Below are 15524 nucleotides of genomic sequence, written 5' to 3'. Positions count from 1 at the left end.
AGCTGCGGATCACTCTCGGATCATTTATGGGGAACCTACAGTCTCACGGGGCGGTGCCCCTTCCCCAACGGAGGCCCGGGCACACCCCCACCTCCGTGACCAGCATCACGCCCACACCGGATTGCGCAACGCTCTTTGTCCGAACTCGACTAGAGCCTCAACCGCCGCTTTGTGGGCGGCTGATGGTGATCCGGCGACAGGGTGTCGGCTAACGTCACCCTCAGTCCTGCCTGCCGACCTCACCCGCGGAGTCCCCGATGAGCACTGCTGCCGCCCCCGTCCGTTCCGGAGCGGTCCTCGCCGACCTGCTGCCCGCAGCCCGGCACCGCTACGCCGTGGACACGGCGCTGGTCGTCGGCGGCGCCGCCCTCACCGGCATCGCGGCCCAGATCGCCGTGCCCGTCCCGGGCTCCCCGGTCCCCGTCACCGGCCAGACCTTCGCCGCGCTGCTCATCGGCACCGCGCTCGGCGCCCGCCGCGGCTTCCTCTCCCTCGCCCTGTACGCGCTCGTCGGCATGGCCGGCATGCCGTGGTTCTCCGAGGGCTCCTCGGGCCCGGGCGGAGCCTCCTTCGGCTACGTCCTCGGCATGCTGCTCGCCGCCACGGTCGTCGGCGGTCTGGCCCGCCGGGGCGGTGACCGGTCCGTCCTGCGCACCGCGGGCACGATGGCGGTCGGTTCCCTGATCATCTACGCCGTCGGCGTCCCGTACCTGGCCCTCTCCACCGGGATGTCGATGAGCGCCGCCGTCGCGGCCGGCCTGGTGCCCTTCCTGATCGGCGACGCCCTCAAGGCGGCGCTGGCCATGGGCGCGCTGCCGGCCTCCTGGAAGCTCATCGGCCGTCGCGGCTGATGCCGTAGGGACCACCGAAGAGGCTCGCCGGGTCGTATCGCGACACCAGACCGGCGAGCCTTTCGCGCGTCCCGGGGCCGTGGCAGTCCCGGTACGTCTCCGCGCGGTCCCCGCCGCCGAAGGAGAAGTTGAGCGCGCGGCCCAGGGCATAGGGCGCCGTCTCCCCGGCCACCTCCGCGTACAGCGCCCGTACCGCCGCCACGTCCGTACCGTCCAGCGGTGAGAGCAGCCGCAGCAGGAACCCCGCCTCGCGGTGGGGCACCGCGCTGTCCACGGCGGGCCGGGCGGACAGTGCGCCGCCCAGGTGGTTGAGCTGGACCACGGTCATCATCGGTGCCTTCGGCCCGGTCAGCTCCAGCACCCGCGCGGCGCTTCCGGCGTCCAGATCGCGGAGCATCAGCCCCTCGCCGTAGTAGGCGTGCGGGAACGGCGGGTCGCTGTGGATGGTGTGGCTGTCGGTGTACGGCATCTCCCGCAGCGAGTCCGAGAGCGCGGGCCCGACCGTCCGCAACGGCGCCACCAGCGCCTCGCCGTCGGCCGTGGTTCCGGTGTACGCGACGCGCACCGAGACCACGTACCGGCCCCGCAGCGCCTCCGGCAGCTGCGGCATGTCCGGGTAGCGCAGGGCCGCCACCGAGGAGGTGCAGGTCTCCGGGACCGTACGGGTCCACTCCAGCCAGCGCCGCAGCACCTCCGGGGCCGCGTCCCCGTCGAAGGCCAGCGAGCCGCCGTACAGGCGCGCCACCGGCACCAGCCCGATCTCCAGCCCCGTCACGACACCGAGCCGGTGACCGCCGCCCCGCAGACCCCAGAAGAGGTCCGGCTCGGTGTCGGGGGTGACGTGGCGCAGGACACCGTCGGCGGTCACCACGTCGAGCGAGCGGACGTGGTCGGCGGCGTAGCCGAACTCCCGCGCCAGGATGCCCAGCCCGCCGCCCAGGGTGTACGAGACGGCGCCCACGCCCGGCGACGAGCCGTTCAGCGGCGCGAGCCCGTGCGGTGCCGCCGCCGCGATCACCGCACCCCAGGTCGCGCCCGCGCCGACGCGGGCGGTGCGGCGCCCGGGGTCGACCGTCACGGAGTCCATCCGGCGGGTGCTGATCAGCACCCCGCCCTCGACGGGGCCGGGCAGGCCGTGCCCGGTCGCGTGGACGGAGACGGGCAGGCCGCGCGCCGCGGCGTCCCGCACCGCGGCCCGGACGCCTTCGGCGCCGGTGGCCTCGACCAGGAGATCGGGGCCGAGGGTGAAGCCGGTCTGGAAGCTGTCGACAGCGGGGGTGGCGGACATGAGGAAGGCTCTCCGTTCGCTCGCGGGATCGCGGGGCGAGGGAGAGCCTTCCGGGTATACCTGACATCCGCCGTCAGGTATGGGTGACGGTCACTCGACCGGCGCCGCCGCCTTCGCCTTCCGGCCGCGGGCGTCGCGCACCAGCGCGATGCCCACGACCAGGGCCGCGACCAGCAGCGAGAGCAGTACCTGCTCGCGTCCCGCGTCGTCGGTCAGCATGTAGACGAGGACGAAGGAGATCATCGCGATCGTCGCCCAGGTCAGGTACGGGAAGAGCCACATCTTCACGATCAGCTTCTCGGGCGTCTCGCGCAGGATGATGCCGCGCATCCGGAGCTGGGTGAAGCAGATGACCAGCCAGACGAAGAGGGCGACCGCGCCGGAGGAGTTCAGCAGGAAGGCGAACACGGTGTCGGGCCACTGGTAGTTGAAGAACACGGCGACGAAGCCGAAGACGACGGACGACAGGATCGCCGTCTGCGGCACACCGCGCTTGTTGACCTTGGAGAACGCCTTGGGCGCGTCTCCCCGCTGTCCGAGCGAGAAGGCCATGCGCGAGGCCGTGTAGAGGCCGGAGTTCAGACAGGACAGCACGGCGGTCAGCACGATGACGTCCATGACCTGGCCGGCGTGCGGGATGCCGATGACGTTCAGCGCGGCGACGTACGAACCGTCCTCGACGATCGAGGGGTCGTTCCACGGCAGCAGGGTGAGGACCACGAAGATCGAGCCCAGGTAGAAGATCGCGATACGCCAGATCACGCTGTTGGTGGCCTTGGAGACGGCCCGCTGCGGGTTCTCGGACTCACCGGCCGCCAGCGTCACGATCTCGCTGCCCATGAAGGAGAAGACGACCATCAGCACACCCGTGAGGATGGCGCCCGGTCCTTCGGGGAAGAACCCGCCGGTGTCCGTGAGGTGGGCGAGGCCCGATCCCGCGTGGTCCGAGCCCGGCAGCACACCGAAGACGGCGAGCAGGCCGACGATGACGAACGCGCCGATCGCCACGACCTTGATCCCGGCGAACCAGAACTCGAACTCGCCGTACGAGCCGACGGAGACCAGGTTGGTTGCGGTCAGCACCACCATGACGATCAGGGCCCAGGCCCACTGGGGGACGCCGGGGACCCAGCTCTCCAGGATCTTGGCCCCCGCCGTGGCCTCGACGGCGAGCACCACGACCCAGAAGAACCAGTACAGCCAGCCGATGGAGAAGCCGGCCCAGCGGCCCAGGGCCCGGTCCGCGTAGGCGGAGAAGGAGCCGGAGCTCGGCCGGGCGACGGCCATCTCGCCGAGCATCCGCATGACGAAGACGACCATCGCGCCGACCAGCGCGTACGACAGGAGGATGGCCGGTCCCGCCGCGGCGATGCCGGCGCCGGAGCCGACGAAGAGGCCCGCGCCGATCACGCCGCCGATGGCGATCATCGAGAGGTGACGGTTCTTGAGACCGGCCTGGAGCCCGTCCGGGGAGTCAGGCTTACCCGGCTCGCCGGGCTGTTGGCCCGGCCCTGCCAGAGTCGTCTGCGACGTCATGGATCGAATCCTTACGTTTTCTGATCACGTGTGTCGGGTGTTGCCTGCGCGGGGGGTGGTGCGGAGGCAAGGCCACGCATTCAAGCCCGGCCGGGGCTGGATGCGGAACCCCCTCTTCCGGTTCCTTGACCGGATCGTTGCCCGAGTGGGATTGCGCACAGACCGCGCGCCCGGACCCGGCGGCCCGGGAAAAGCCCGGCCGGTCCCGACCCCGCTGACGGTTACCCCGCCCCGCCCGTGCCACACTTCGCTCCATGCGCGTGTACCTCGGCTCCGACCATGCCGGCCTCGAACTGAAGAACCACCTCGTCGAGTGGCTCACCGCCCACGGCCACGAGGCCGTCGACTGCGGTCCCCACATCTACGACGCCCAGGACGACTATCCGCCGTTCTGCCTCCGCGCCGCCGAACGGACGGCCGCGGACAAGGGCAGCCTCGGCATCGTCATCGGCGGCTCGGGCAACGGCGAGCAGATCGCCGCGAACAAGGTCAAGGGCGTCCGCGCCGCGCTCGCCTGGAGCGAGCAGACCGCCGCGCTCGGCCGGGAGCACAACGACGCCAACGTCGTGGCCATCGGCGGCCGGATGCACACGGTGGAGGAGTCCACCCGGTTCGTCGAGATCTTCCTCGACACCCCGTACTCGGGTGAGGAGCGCCACACCCGGCGCATCGACATGCTCACGGCGTACGAGAACACCGGCGAGCTCCCCCCGATCCCGGCCCACCACCCGCAGCAGGGCTGAACCGCCCCGCATCCGCCTCCCTCGTGCCGCCGGGACCACTCCCGGCGGCACGAGCGCGTTACCAGGAGACCCGCCGTGCCCGAGGGGCATACGATCCACCGCCTTGCCGCGGACCACCACGAGCGGTTCGCGGGCGGACCGGTGCGGGTGAGCAGCCCCCAGGGGAAGTTCTCCGACAGCGCGGCCCTGCTGGACGGCCGGACCCTCACCGGCGTCGACGCCCACGGCAAACACCTCTTCCTGGGCTTCGAGGGCGAGGTCTGGGTCCACATCCACCTGGGCCTCTTCGGCAAGCTCGGCTTCGGGACGGTTCCCGCGCCGCCGCCCACCGACACGGTCCGGATGCGGCTGCTCAACGCAGCCCACCACGCCGACCTGCGCGGCCCCACGACCTGCGCCCTGATCACCGGCCCCGAGAAGCGCGCGATACACGACCGCCTCGGTCCGGATCCGCTGCGCGGCGACGAGGACGGCGAGCGCGCCTGGCAGCGGATCTCCCGCAGCCGCGTCACCGTCGCCGCCCTGCTGATGGACCAGAAGGTCGTCGCGGGCGTCGGCAACGTCTACCGCGCGGAGGTCCTCTTCCGGCACGGGATCGACCCGTACCGCCCGGGCAAGGACCTCTCGCGGGGCGAGTGGGACGCGATCTGGAGCGACCTCGGCGCGCTCATGCGCGAGGGGGTGCGGAACAACCGCATCGACACGGTCCGCCCCGAGCACCTGCCCGGGGCGATGGGCCGGCCCCCGCGCGTCGACGACCACGGCGGCGAGGTGTACGTCTACCGGCGGGCCAGGCAGGCGTGCCACATCTGCGGCACCGAGATCCGTACGGCGGACCTGGCGGCCCGCAACCTCTTCTGGTGCCCGGCCTGCCAGCCGTCCGTACCGGGCCGGTAGGCGGGCCGGGGACCACCCGGGGTCAGAACCCGTGCGGGCACCACGGCTGCACGTCCGTGGAGAACGCCAGGGAGGCCTCGGACAGCGCGCCCGCCCGCAGCTCCCGCACCAGCCCCGCCGAGGCCAGCGCCGTCAGCGACACCCCGCCGAGGTAGGCGGATCCCAACGAGGACACCGACAGGGCCAGTTCGGCCTCGTCGTCCGTCCGCCGGCACGTGGCCGCACCCTTCGCGTCGGCGGTCAGCCGCCAACGCCCCTCGTTCCACGGGCAGAAGGCGTCCTCCACGTCCAGCACCACGTCCACCGGAGCCCGGTAGCCCCGCGCCTCCAGCGCCGCGCCCACCTCGACCAGCCGCACGTACATCCCGTCCCGCAGCCGCACCTCGCAGCGCCGGACGTCGGAGACCAGCCGGAGCACGGCGTCGTCCGCCGGCCGGTTGTGACACTCGACGGCCGAGGTCAGATCGATCCCGAAGAGGAAGCGCCACAGCGCCGCGTACGACGCGGGATCCAGCGCCGCCAGGTCCCGCACCGCCACCGTGCCCTTCGGTCCGGCATCGTCCCAGGCGGGCCTGAGGTGGTAGGTGACGTATCCCGTCACCTCGCCGTCCCGCTCCGCGAGGACGCACTGCAGCGGGGAGCCGCCGTGCCGCCTGCTCTCCGGGTCGTTCACCGGCATCCGCTCCCAGCCGGGCCGGCGCAGGGGCGTGCCGGGCCGGGCCGCCGCGAGCCGCCCGTACACCGCCTCGCAGGCGTCGAGCGCCTGCTCCGGGGACGACCGGCGCACCCGCACCCCGTCCGTGCCCGGGGGCAGCGCGAGGCGGACCCGGGAGGTGTCGATCCTCAGGCTCATCTCGGCCGTGGCGGCGCCGTAGCCGAACCGCCCGTAGATCTCGGGCTCCGAGGCCAGCAGCACCGCGAGCGGCTCGCCCCAGGAGCGGACGTCGTCCAGCTGGCGCCGCATCATCGACGTCAGCAGCCCCTGCCTGCGATGGGTCGTGGAGACGCTCACCCCCGTGACTCCCGCGGCCGGCACCGCGGCCCCGCCGGGCAAGGTCAGCCGGAAGCTGTACGCCCCGGCCGTCCCCACGCAGTCGGCGCCGTCCCAGTGGGCGATCGCGCGCTCCGGCTCGGCCAGGGCGGCGTACATCGCGCGGCTCTCGGGCGCGAACGGAACGCCACCGAACGCCAACTCGAGACAGCCGAACCAGGCATCCCATTCCGCCGCCGACAGCACCCGCAGTTCCGTAGTCATGAGCCCTGCTTACCAGGGCCGCGAGGCCCTGGCGAACCCGTTTCGAACACATTGTCACCGGGTCCCCCTGCACCGGAGGCCGTCGGATGGATAAGGTCCCCAACAATGGCCCGTCGCAGAGGAGCAGAGACCTACCCCGCCCGGTGGCGAAGATCGATGCACCGGGCGCGCATCGCGCTGCGCAGGTCCGGCGTCGACTACTTCCGGGGTGACGGTTCCGACTGGATAGCCCTGGCCGGTCTGCTGATCGTCATTCCGGTGATCACCTGCGTCACCCTGCTCAACCCCGTCTGGTGTTCCCCGACCGCCCTCGCCCTGCCGATCGTCGCCGGCGGTCTGCTGCTGCGGCCGGCCAGCCTGCTGAGTCTCTACGCGACCGCGGCCGCCGCCCTGATCGTGGAGTCCGTAGCCCTCGGCCCCTACGCCGACGGGCCCGCCCGGGTCACACCGGGCACCGTCCTGGTCGTCGCGGCCTGCGGCTTCTTCGGGCTGGTCCTGGCCCAGTTCCGGGCCAGGGTCGGGGTGCCGTGGCGGCGCGGCGGCACGATGCTCTTCGACCTGCGCGAGCGGATCCGGGTCCAGAGCGCCCTGCCGCGGCTGCCCGAGGGCTGGCACCGCGAGATGGCGCTCCGCCCGGCGGGAGGCCAGTCCTTCTCCGGGGACTTCGTCGTCGCCGCCCGCACCAACGGCGGACGCACCCTGGAAGTGGTGCTCACCGACGTCTCCGGCAAGGGCATGGACGCGGGCTCCCGGGCCCTCCTGCTGTCCGGCGCCTTCGGCGGCCTCCTGGGCTCCCTGCCGCCGCACGGCTTCCTGCCGGCCGCCAACGGCTATCTGCTGCGCCAGGACTGGGACGAGGGATTCGCCACGTCGATCCACCTCGTCCTCGACCTGGAGTCCGGCGACTACGAACTCCTCTCGGCCGGCCATCCGCCCGCCCTGCAACTGCACGCCGGAAACGGCCTGTGGGAGGAGATGGCCGCCGAGGGCCCGCTGCTGGGGGTGTACGACGGGGCGGAGTTCGACGCGGTGAAGGGATCGCTGGAGCCCGGGGACGTCCTGATGCTCTTCACGGACGGCCTGGTGGAGGCGTCCGACCGGGACATCGCCGACGGCATCGACCGGCTGACCGGCGAGGCCGACCGCTACGTCGCGACGAGCTTCGAAGGCGCCGCCTGGCATCTGATCGAGGCCTGCGCGAAGGACGTCAACGACGACCGTGCGCTGCTGCTGCTGTCCCGGCGTGCCTGAACCGTACGAAGTGGCGTAAACCGTGCGGGCGTCAATGCAACCGCTGCTCGTCACCCGAACGTGAAGTCATCCGTGGGTGCTTCGTCCCCAGGTGCCTCATCCCCAGGTGCCTCATCCCCGGGTGCGTGGACGCGGCCCCGCACCCGGGTCGTCGGCACTCAGACCGGGACCGCCTCTTTCCCGGCCTCCTGGTCCTGCGTACGCCCCCCGGGCAGGATCCGGGCGAGCCAGTGCGAGCGGCCGGCCGCCAGCGGTGACAGGACCGCGAGCAGGAGCACGTACCCGGCGATGAACGGCGAGAGCCGTTCGTCCAGGCCCGCGCCCGCCGCCATCGTGGCGAGGATCAGCGCGAACTCACCCCGTGCCAGCAGGGTGGTGGAGATGTTCGCCGTCGCCTTCGGGCCGAAGGCGTAGATCCTGGCCGTGGCCAACCCGGCGAAGACGTTCATCGCCACGGTCACCGCGACGGCGGCCAGCACCGGCCACAGCACGCTGGGCAGGTCGCCCGGGTTGATGGAGAGTCCGAAGGCGAAGAAGAAGATCGCGCCGAACGCGTCCCGCAGCGGGTGCACCAGCTTCAGGATGCGGGCGCCCGAGGTGGTGCTGCCCAGCATCAGGCCGACCATGAACGCGCCGATCGCGTCGGCCACCCCGAACCACTCCGAGACCCCGGCCACGAAGACGGCGACACCGAGGAAGGAGATGACGAGGAGCTCGTCGTCCTTCGTGTTCATCAGCTTGCCGACGAGCTTCGTGCCGAACCGGGCCATCAGGGCGAGCAGCAGCAGGAAGCCGAAGGCCTTGCCGCCGTCCAGCACCGCCGCCCCGAGGCTGTCCGCGCCGGACAGGATCGGCTGCAGCGCGGCGAGGTAGAGGGCGAGGAAGACGTCCTCGACGACGATGATGCCGAGGATCGGCCGGGTCTCCGGATCGCCGATCCGGCCGAGGTCGACCAGGACCTTCGTGACGATGGCCGAGGACGAGATGCCGAGCACACCGGCCAGCACCAGCGCTTCCGAGGTGCCCCAGCCCAGTGCGAAGCCGAAGCCGAGACCGGCGCCGACGTTCAGGGCGAGATAGGTGCCGCCGGCGAGCGCCATCTTGCGCCCGCCCTTCTTCAGGTCGTCCAGGTGGAACTCGAGGCCGAGGTAGAAGAGCAGCAGCACCAGGCCGAGCGCGGAGAGCATCTCCAGGTCGTGAGGATCGTCGAGGAGGACGACCCCGGGTGTGTGCGGGCCGAGCAGGATCCCGGCCAGGATGAACAGGGGAATGGTCGGCAGCCCGATGCGCCCGCCGACGCGGGCGAGCACGGCGGCGGCGAGGAAGGCGCCCCCCATGGCGATGAGCGTGTCTGCGTGTCCGATGAGCCTGTCTCCTCGTTCGGTCAAGAGTGCGTCAAGGAATCGTCAGTAATTAGTTTACCGAACGATCCGGAGTGCACGTGTGGACCCGTCGGAGGGACGCGGTGCCGGGCGTACAGTCGGCCCATGCCGACCCCGCATCTGACCCTGGCCCAGGTGGAATCGATCGCCCGCGAGGCCCATCGCGGGCAGACCGACAAGGCGGGGCGCCCGTACGCCGAGCATCTGGCCGCGGTGGCCGAAGGCGTACGGATCCGGGGCGGCGACGAGGAGCAGATCGCCGCCGCCTGGCTGCACGACGCGGTCGAGGACGGTGCGGTGTCCCGGCAGTGGCTGGACGAGGCCCCGCTGCCCCGGCGGACCAAAGAAATGGTCCTCGCCGTCACCAAGCGGGACGGCGAGGACCTCTTCACGTACACCGGGCGGATTCTCGCCACGCCCGGCGCGCTGCTGATCAAGGAGTCGGATCTCGCGCACAACGCGGACCCGGACCGGCTGGCGGTCCTGGAGCCGGCCACCCGTACCCGGCTGACCGAGAAGTATGCGCAGGTGCGCGGCCTGTTGGGACTCGACGGGGGCGTGAGGCCCACGGACCGGCGGGATCCAGCCAACCCCGTGACGGGCTGACGCGCCGACGGGATCGGCCCCGGCAAGGGGGGCCGATCCGGACAGCCACGGTCAGCGCTTGGCGGGGCTCCTGCTGCGGAACGCCCAATTCATGTCCGGTTCGGTGGCGAAGCGCATCACACGCCGGACCGGGGGAGTGCAGAGGAGGGTCACGGCGGCCGCCGCGACGAGGGAGACGACGACCAGTCCCACGGGGCCCGTCAGCCACTCGTACCGGTCGACCAGGTCGTAGTAGTCGGCACCCCGCACGAGGAAGCCGTGCAGCAGGTAGCCGCAGATCGTCCCCGCTCCCAGCGCGGTGAACCACATGTGCCGGCGCGGCACCCAGGAGAGGAAGGCGACCGTGAGGACCAGGGCGCATCCGAACATCGCCAGGGTCATCACGACCCCCGCCCACCAGGGGAAGTCCATCTCCTGGGCGCTGTTGCTCCGGTAGAACCAGCCGAGCTGCATGCGCGGTGCGGCCCAGTAGGCGAAGAGCAGGGTTCCGGCGAACACCGGGACGGCGGCCAGGCGCACCTCGCGCCGCCGGATCATCTGGAAGTGCTCGGGCTTCATCAGCAGGCCGAGCACGAAGAAGGGCAGCAGCTGGCAGACGCGCTGCAGATCGAGGTCGTCACCGATGCCCGGCGTCACCGAGGCGAGCGCCGCGATGGCGAGCGCGACCGGCAGCGGATGCCGCAGCGACTGCCAGATCGGTGTGGTGACGCGCCAGATGAACAGGGCGATCAGGAACCAGGTGAGGAACAGCGGGTCGAGCAGGGTGATGGGGGCGTCACCCTCACCGCCGGCGTACCGCTTGAAGAGCGAGTACGCGGTCTCGAAGAGCACATAGGGCACCGCGACGCCGGTGACGAGTCGCTTGACCTTGGCGGGGCTCATGTCGAACGACCGGGAGAAGTACCCGGAGACAAGGATGAACGCCGGCATGTGGAACGAGTACACGACCATGTACAGCGCTCGGGCCGTGCGGCTGCCGTCCATCACCGGCTCCCACGCGTGCGCCACGGCGACGAGCACGATCGCGAGGTACTTCACATTGTCGAAGTACGCGTCACGGCGCTTGGCCGGTGCGGGTGCGGCGGTGCCGGCCGGAGCGGTCCCAGCGGTGCGGGAAGGGGCCCCCGTGGCCGTCAGGGTCTGCTCGTGTCTCGGCTCCGACTCCCGGCTCTCCGGGGTGATCGGGGCCCTCTGAATTTCGCTCGGAGCTTGGGACATCTCATGCACCTTAGACCCGTCGATCGGTAGGCGTAAAACTCTGAAGAGATATCGCGTCTTCCCGGGTATTCGTCGGTGAAACCACCGACAACCGACCGTTAGGTGATGATTCATCCCGCTTAAATAGGGCATATCGGCGGGTGGTTGGTGAGAGTGAATTTCGTCGCACGAACTCCTGGCAAATCCCTGTGAATGAAGTGTGGGGATATGGAAACGATCACACCGACGGATATCCGAACTCCCCTGTGCACAGCGGGCGCACAGCTTGTCCCGGGCGCCGCGCAGGGCGCTGCCCGCGCCGGATCGCACAGGGGCGCACGGGGGCGCGAGGATGGCGCGATCCGGCCATGTCCCTTCTTCACCCGGCAGCATTCACAGGGCAGTTGGTGGCACGATGGTCGCGACGGTGGCGTGCTGGGCCGCACACCACCGGGCCGGCAAGGCGGACCGACCAAGGGTGTGATCAGTCGTGGCCATTTCACTGTCTGTGGTGCTTCTGCTGGGGATCGTCCTGGTGGTGTTCATCCGCGGCGGCTCCCTCAAGGGCGGGCCGGCGGTCGTCGCCGTGCTCTTCGGCTTCTTCCTGGCTTCGACGGGCATGGCGCCGTCGATCAACAGATTCATGAACTCGATAGCCGACACGATCAACCAGATCAGCTTCTGAGGCCGCACGCCAGGGACCCGGCCGGCGGCCGATCGCCGATCGGTGCTCCGCCATGCGCCGTGCGAGCGCGGGGCGGGCCGGGTCGGACGAGCGCCCCGGCCCGCCGTCGCGCTCCCGGCAGCCGGGTGACCCGTGGGAAAGCAGCAGGGCCAGGTGGAGGAACAATCCTCCGACCTGGCCCTGAGCTGTTGGAGCGGGCGACGGGAATCGAACCCGCGTAGCTAGTTTGGAAGACTAGGGCTCTACCATTGAGCTACGCCCGCGAGCACCGCGACACCGGTCCGGAAAGGCCCGGTGGAACTCGGTACGGACAGCATCGTAGCGGGTCCGGGAAGGTGCGCGCACACCCGTATCGGCGTGCCCCCGTGACACCCGCCGGTGACCGCCTGTGCAAAGCGGCCGACGCAGCGCTCGTCTGCATGTACCCTACGTGTCGCACCGACGGGGTGTGGCGCAGCTTGGTAGCGCGTCCGCTTTGGGAGCGGAAGGTCGTCGGTTCGAATCCGGCCACCCCGACCACCAGCAAGATCGCATTGTGGGAGTCCTCCCCCTTGCCGTTACTATGCAAATTGCGTGCCCGTGTGTCTGATGTACCGGGCTCGATCCGCGAAGCCGCCTCTCGGCGGCCCAGCAGAACCCCAAGAAGTCAGCCACCAAGGAGACCGAACCGTGAAGAGCGCCGTGGAGACCCTGAACCCGACTCGGGTTCGGCTCAGCATCGAGGTGCCCTTCGAGGAGCTCAAGGACAGCCTCGACGCGGCGTACAAGAAGATCAACCAGCAGGTCACGGTGAAGGGCTTCCGTAAGGGCAAGATCCCCAACCGCGTCATCGACCAGCGGTTCGGCCGTGGTGCTGTGCTGGAGGAGGCCGTCAACGACGCCCTTCCGAAGTTCTACACCGAGGCTGTCAACGAGGGTGAGCTCAACGTTCTGGGCCAGCCCGAGGTTGACATCACCGAGCTCAAGGACGGCGAACTGCTGGCCTTCACCGCCGAGGTGGATGTCCGTCCCGAGATCGAGATTCCGGACTACTCCGGCATCGAGGTCACCGTGGACGCACTCGAAGTCACCGACGAAGAGGTCGAGAAGGCCGTGGAGCAGCTCCGCGAGCGCTTCGCGTCGACCAACCCGGTCGAGCGCGCCGCCGCCGAGGGCGACGTCGTGACGATCGACCTGGAGGCCAAGGTCGACGGAGAGGTCCTCGAGGACGGCGTGGCCGCGGGTGTCTCGTACACCATCGGTTCCGGCGAGCTCCTCGAAGGCATCGACGAGGCCGTGACCGGCCTGGAGGCCGGTGGCGAGGCCACCTTCACCTCCGAGCTGAAGGGCGGCTCCGCCGAGGGCAAGGAAGCGGAGGTCACCGTCAAGGTCACCGCCGTCGCCTCGCGCGAACTGCCCGAGCTGGACGACGACTTCGCGCAGATGGCGAGCGAGTTCGACACGCTCGCCGAGCTTCGCGAGGACAGCCGCAAGCGCCTCGAGAACAGCAAGCAGTACGACCAGGCCACCCAGGCCCAGGAGCGCGTCCTCGAGGAACTGCTGAAGCTGGCCGAGGTCCCGATCCCCGAGAAGCTTCTCGCGGACGAGGTCCAGACCCGCAAGCACAACCTGGAGCACCACCAGCTCGGCCAGATGGGTCTCGACCTCGAGAAGTACCTCGAGATCCAGGGCAAGACCCTGGAGGAGTTCGAGAACGAGACCTCCGAGCAGGCCGTCAAGGGCATCAAGACCCAGTTCATCCTTGACGAGCTCGTCAACAAGGAGAAGCTGAACGTCAACCAGGAGGAGCTCACCGAGCACCTCATGCGGCGCGCGCAGTCCTCCGGCATGAGCCCCGACCAGTTCGCCCAGGCCGTCGTCGAAGGCGGCCAGGTGCCGATGCTCGTCGGCGAGGTCGCCCGCGGCAAGGCGCTCGCCGTCGTCGTCGAGGCCGCCAAGGTCGTCGACACCAACGGTGAGATCGTCGACCTCGAGGACGATGAGGACGCCGAGGAGGCCACCGAGACGGCCGAGGCCGCCGAGGGCACCGAGAAGGCCGAGGAGAAGGACGAGAAGAACGAGGCCTGAGCCCCGTTCCGCTCGCTGACCCGATCCACGCGGCGGGCCCCGGACGTACCACGTCCGGGGCCCGCCGTCGTATCGGCCCGAGCCCGGGACCGCGGCCGGTGACGCACCCGGGAACCCTTGTGCCCACTGGCTTACCTTGCGCTCCCAGCGAACAGTTGGGGAAGCGGGATGGCGTTGTCCCACCTGCGCGTTAGGGTCCATGAAGAGGAAGGGTCGGGTAGTCCCGGCCCACCCGGTACGAAGACGCTGAGACGGCCGGAGCCGTCAGAGACGAGCAGGTGGATACGTGACGAATCTGATGCCCTACGCCGCCGGAGAGCCGTCCCTCGGTGGAGGCCTCGGTGACCAGGTCTACAGCCGACTGCTCGGCGAGCGCATCATCTTCCTCGGTCAGCAGGTCGACGATGACATCGCCAACAAGATCACCGCACAGCTTCTGCTCCTTGCCGCGGAACCCGACAAGGACATCTACCTCTACATCAACAGCCCCGGCGGCTCGGTGACGGCGGGCATGGCGGTCTACGACACCATGCAGTACATCCCGAACGACGTGGTCACCATCGGTATGGGCATGGCGGCCTCGATGGGCCAGTTCCTGCTCACCGGTGGCACGGCGGGCAAGCGCTTCGCGCTCCCGAACACCGACATCCTCATGCACCAGGGTTCGGCCGGCATCGGCGGTACCGCCTCGGACATCAAGATCCAGGCGCAGTACCTGCTCCGTACGAAGACGCGGATGGCGGAGATCACCGCCCACCACTCCGGTCAGACCGTGGAGACGATCATCCGCGACGGCGACCGCGACCGCTGGTACACCGCCGAGGAGGCCAAGGAGTACGGCCTCATCGACGAGATCATCTCGGTCGCGTCGGGCATCCCGGGCGGCGGCGGCACCGGCGCCTGATCCGGGCGTGCACCACCCCGCACCCTCTCGTACGCCGAGACCCCCAGCCCTCAGATTTGCCACCAGGATGGTGAAGACCCACATGAACAACTTCTCCGGCGCCTCCGCGAGCGGCCTCTACACCGGCCCGCAGGTGGACAACCGCTACGTCGTCCCGCGCTTCGTGGAGCGCACCTCGCAGGGCGTGCGCGAGTACGACCCGTACGCGAAGCTCTTCGAGGAGCGCGTGATCTTCCTCGGCGTCCAGATCGACGACGCCTCGGCCAACGACGTCATGGCGCAGCTGCTGTGCCTGGAGTCGATGGACCCGGACCGTGACATCTCGATCTACATCAACAGCCCCGGCGGCTCGTTCACCGCGCTCACCGCGATCTACGACACGATGCAGTTCGTGAAGCCGGACATCCAGACGGTCTGCATGGGCCAGGCGGCCTCCGCCGCCGCCGTCCTGCTCGCCGCGGGCACCCCGGGCAAGCGCATGGCGCTCCCGCACGCCCGTGTGCTGATCCACCAGCCGTCCTCGCAGACCGGCCGTGAGCAGCTCTCCGACCTGGAGATCGCGGCCAACGAGATCCTGCGGATGCGCACCCAGCTCGAGCAGATGCTGGCCAAGCACTCGACCACCCCGCTGGAGAAGATCAGCGAGGACATCGAGCGCGACAAGATCCTTACCGCCGACGACGCACTCGCGTACGGTCTGGTGGACCAGATTGTCTCCACCCGTAAGACCACCGCAGGCGCGTCCGTCTGACGTCGGTCTTTCCCCTTGGCACATTCCGTTCCGCACGGCCACGGCCGTGTGAACCGTGCCAAGGGGGGCCCGAACGGGGGGCCAGGCAAGGTACCGTCGGATAGAGGCACC

The 15524-nt window shown here is 70.1% G+C and carries 14 protein-coding genes and 2 tRNA genes; 10 read left to right on the top strand and 6 right to left on the bottom strand.

Annotated features, from left to right (window positions below; genetic code table 11):
- Nucleotides 1–257 precede the first annotated feature (257 nt).
- A complete protein-coding gene (locus OG488_RS12820) occupies nt 258–851 on the top strand; it encodes a biotin transporter BioY (RefSeq protein ID WP_329228859.1) in 594 nt (197 codons plus the stop codon).
- Here the strand turns inward: OG488_RS12820 and OG488_RS12815 are convergent.
- Both OG488_RS12815 and OG488_RS12810 read right to left on the bottom strand, forming a co-directional pair.
- Nucleotides 832–2139, bottom strand: a complete 1308-nt coding sequence (locus tag OG488_RS12815; protein WP_329228857.1) for an FAD-binding oxidoreductase — start codon at nt 2137–2139, stop codon at nt 832–834. The genes OG488_RS12820 and OG488_RS12815 overlap by 20 nt on opposite strands.
- Before the next feature lie 90 nt (nt 2140–2229).
- On the bottom strand, nt 2230–3675 hold the full coding sequence (locus OG488_RS12810; RefSeq protein ID WP_329228855.1) for an amino acid permease: 1446 nt from the start codon (nt 3673–3675) through the stop codon (nt 2230–2232).
- 254 nt (nt 3676–3929) lie between these two features.
- On the opposite strand from OG488_RS12810, the gene OG488_RS12805 reads away from it, so the two are divergent.
- Together OG488_RS12805 and OG488_RS12800 are read left to right on the top strand one after the other, a co-directional pair.
- Nucleotides 3930–4418 (top strand): ribose-5-phosphate isomerase, encoded by a 489-nt coding sequence (locus tag OG488_RS12805; RefSeq protein WP_329228854.1) that lies wholly within the window; start codon nt 3930–3932, stop codon nt 4416–4418.
- Nucleotides 4419–4493: 75 nt separating this feature from the next.
- Nucleotides 4494–5315 carry an Fpg/Nei family DNA glycosylase gene (locus OG488_RS12800; protein ID WP_329228852.1) on the top strand — a complete coding sequence of 274 codons (822 nt, stop codon included), beginning with the start codon at nt 4494–4496 and terminating at the stop codon, nt 5313–5315.
- A gap of 22 nt (nt 5316–5337) precedes the next feature.
- On the opposite strand, the gene OG488_RS12795 is transcribed toward OG488_RS12800, so the two are convergent.
- Complete coding sequence (locus OG488_RS12795; protein WP_329228850.1) at nt 5338–6570, bottom strand: GNAT family N-acetyltransferase; 1233 nt, start codon at nt 6568–6570, stop codon at nt 5338–5340.
- A gap of 105 nt (nt 6571–6675) precedes the next feature.
- Here OG488_RS12795 and OG488_RS12790 point away from each other — a divergent pair, with 105 nt between their 5' ends.
- The gene (locus OG488_RS12790; protein ID WP_329228848.1) at nt 6676–7821 is read left to right on the top strand and encodes a PP2C family protein-serine/threonine phosphatase; all 1146 of its coding nucleotides are present in this window, start codon (nt 6676–6678) and stop codon (nt 7819–7821) included.
- Nucleotides 7822–7979: 158 nt separating this feature from the next.
- Here the strand turns inward: OG488_RS12790 and OG488_RS12785 are convergent, their stop codons facing one another.
- Nucleotides 7980–9158: a cation:proton antiporter gene (locus OG488_RS12785; protein ID WP_329228847.1), complete on the bottom strand. Its 1179-nt coding sequence runs from the start codon at nt 9156–9158 to the stop codon at nt 7980–7982.
- A 150-nt stretch (nt 9159–9308) separates the two neighbouring features.
- Between OG488_RS12785 and OG488_RS12780 the strand changes: the two genes are divergently transcribed.
- Entirely contained in the window at nt 9309–9809 is a 501-nt protein-coding gene (locus OG488_RS12780; protein ID WP_329228845.1) for an HD domain-containing protein, read from the top strand.
- Between the two features lie 51 nt (nt 9810–9860).
- Here the strand turns inward: OG488_RS12780 and OG488_RS12775 are convergent, their stop codons facing one another.
- On the bottom strand, nt 9861–11027 hold the full coding sequence (locus tag OG488_RS12775; RefSeq protein ID WP_329228844.1) for an acyltransferase family protein: 1167 nt from the start codon (nt 11025–11027) through the stop codon (nt 9861–9863).
- A gap of 469 nt (nt 11028–11496) precedes the next feature.
- Between OG488_RS12775 and OG488_RS12770 the strand changes: the two genes are divergently transcribed.
- Nucleotides 11497–11691, top strand: a complete 195-nt coding sequence (locus OG488_RS12770; RefSeq protein ID WP_069172794.1) for a hypothetical protein — start codon at nt 11497–11499, stop codon at nt 11689–11691.
- Between the two features lie 189 nt (nt 11692–11880).
- Here OG488_RS12770 and OG488_RS12765 read toward each other — a convergent pair.
- A tRNA-Gly gene (locus OG488_RS12765) sits at nt 11881–11954 on the bottom strand.
- Between the two features lie 179 nt (nt 11955–12133).
- On the opposite strand from OG488_RS12765, the gene OG488_RS12760 reads away from it, so the two are divergent.
- From OG488_RS12760 to OG488_RS12745, 4 genes are all read left to right on the top strand, one after another.
- Nucleotides 12134–12210: transfer RNA gene (locus OG488_RS12760), tRNA-Pro, on the top strand.
- Between the two features lie 150 nt (nt 12211–12360).
- Nucleotides 12361–13758 (top strand): trigger factor, encoded by a 1398-nt coding sequence (gene tig, locus OG488_RS12755; RefSeq protein WP_329228842.1) that lies wholly within the window; start codon nt 12361–12363, stop codon nt 13756–13758.
- Between the two features lie 298 nt (nt 13759–14056).
- Nucleotides 14057–14662, top strand: coding sequence for an ATP-dependent Clp protease proteolytic subunit (locus OG488_RS12750; protein ID WP_198959691.1), 606 nt, complete (start codon nt 14057–14059; stop codon nt 14660–14662).
- 67 nt (nt 14663–14729) lie between these two features.
- Nucleotides 14730–15413, top strand: coding sequence for an ATP-dependent Clp protease proteolytic subunit (locus tag OG488_RS12745; RefSeq protein ID WP_329228840.1), 684 nt, complete (start codon nt 14730–14732; stop codon nt 15411–15413).
- The last annotated feature ends 111 nt before the right edge of the window (nt 15414–15524 follow it).

The sequence above is a fragment of the Streptomyces sp. NBC_01460 genome (assembly GCF_036227405.1).
In the GTDB taxonomy this organism is placed as follows: Bacteria; Actinomycetota; Actinomycetes; order Streptomycetales; family Streptomycetaceae; genus Streptomyces.
This window is presented reverse-complemented; position numbering and strand designations above follow the sequence as displayed.

Bases quoted from the DNA above. Each gene is read 5' to 3' on its own strand.
- OG488_RS12820 (WP_329228859.1), top strand. From the start codon at position 258: ATGAGCACTGCTGCCGCCCCCGTCCGTTCCGGAGCGGTCCTCGCCGAC.
- OG488_RS12815 (WP_329228857.1), bottom strand. From the start codon at position 2,139: ATGTCCGCCACCCCCGCTGTCGACAGCTTCCAGACCGGCTTCACCCTC.
- OG488_RS12810 (WP_329228855.1), bottom strand. From the start codon at position 3,675: ATGACGTCGCAGACGACTCTGGCAGGGCCGGGCCAACAGCCCGGCGAG.
- OG488_RS12805 (WP_329228854.1), top strand. From the start codon at position 3,930: ATGCGCGTGTACCTCGGCTCCGACCATGCCGGCCTCGAACTGAAGAAC.
- OG488_RS12795 (WP_329228850.1), bottom strand. From the start codon at position 6,570: ATGACTACGGAACTGCGGGTGCTGTCGGCGGCGGAATGGGATGCCTGG.
- OG488_RS12790 (WP_329228848.1), top strand. From the start codon at position 6,676: ATGGCCCGTCGCAGAGGAGCAGAGACCTACCCCGCCCGGTGGCGAAGA.
- OG488_RS12785 (WP_329228847.1), bottom strand. From the start codon at position 9,158: ATGGGGGGCGCCTTCCTCGCCGCCGCCGTGCTCGCCCGCGTCGGCGGG.
- OG488_RS12780 (WP_329228845.1), top strand. From the start codon at position 9,309: ATGCCGACCCCGCATCTGACCCTGGCCCAGGTGGAATCGATCGCCCGC.
- OG488_RS12775 (WP_329228844.1), bottom strand. From the start codon at position 11,027: ATGTCCCAAGCTCCGAGCGAAATTCAGAGGGCCCCGATCACCCCGGAG.
- OG488_RS12750 (WP_198959691.1), top strand. From the start codon at position 14,057: ATGCCCTACGCCGCCGGAGAGCCGTCCCTCGGTGGAGGCCTCGGTGAC.
- OG488_RS12745 (WP_329228840.1), top strand. From the start codon at position 14,730: ATGGTGAAGACCCACATGAACAACTTCTCCGGCGCCTCCGCGAGCGGC.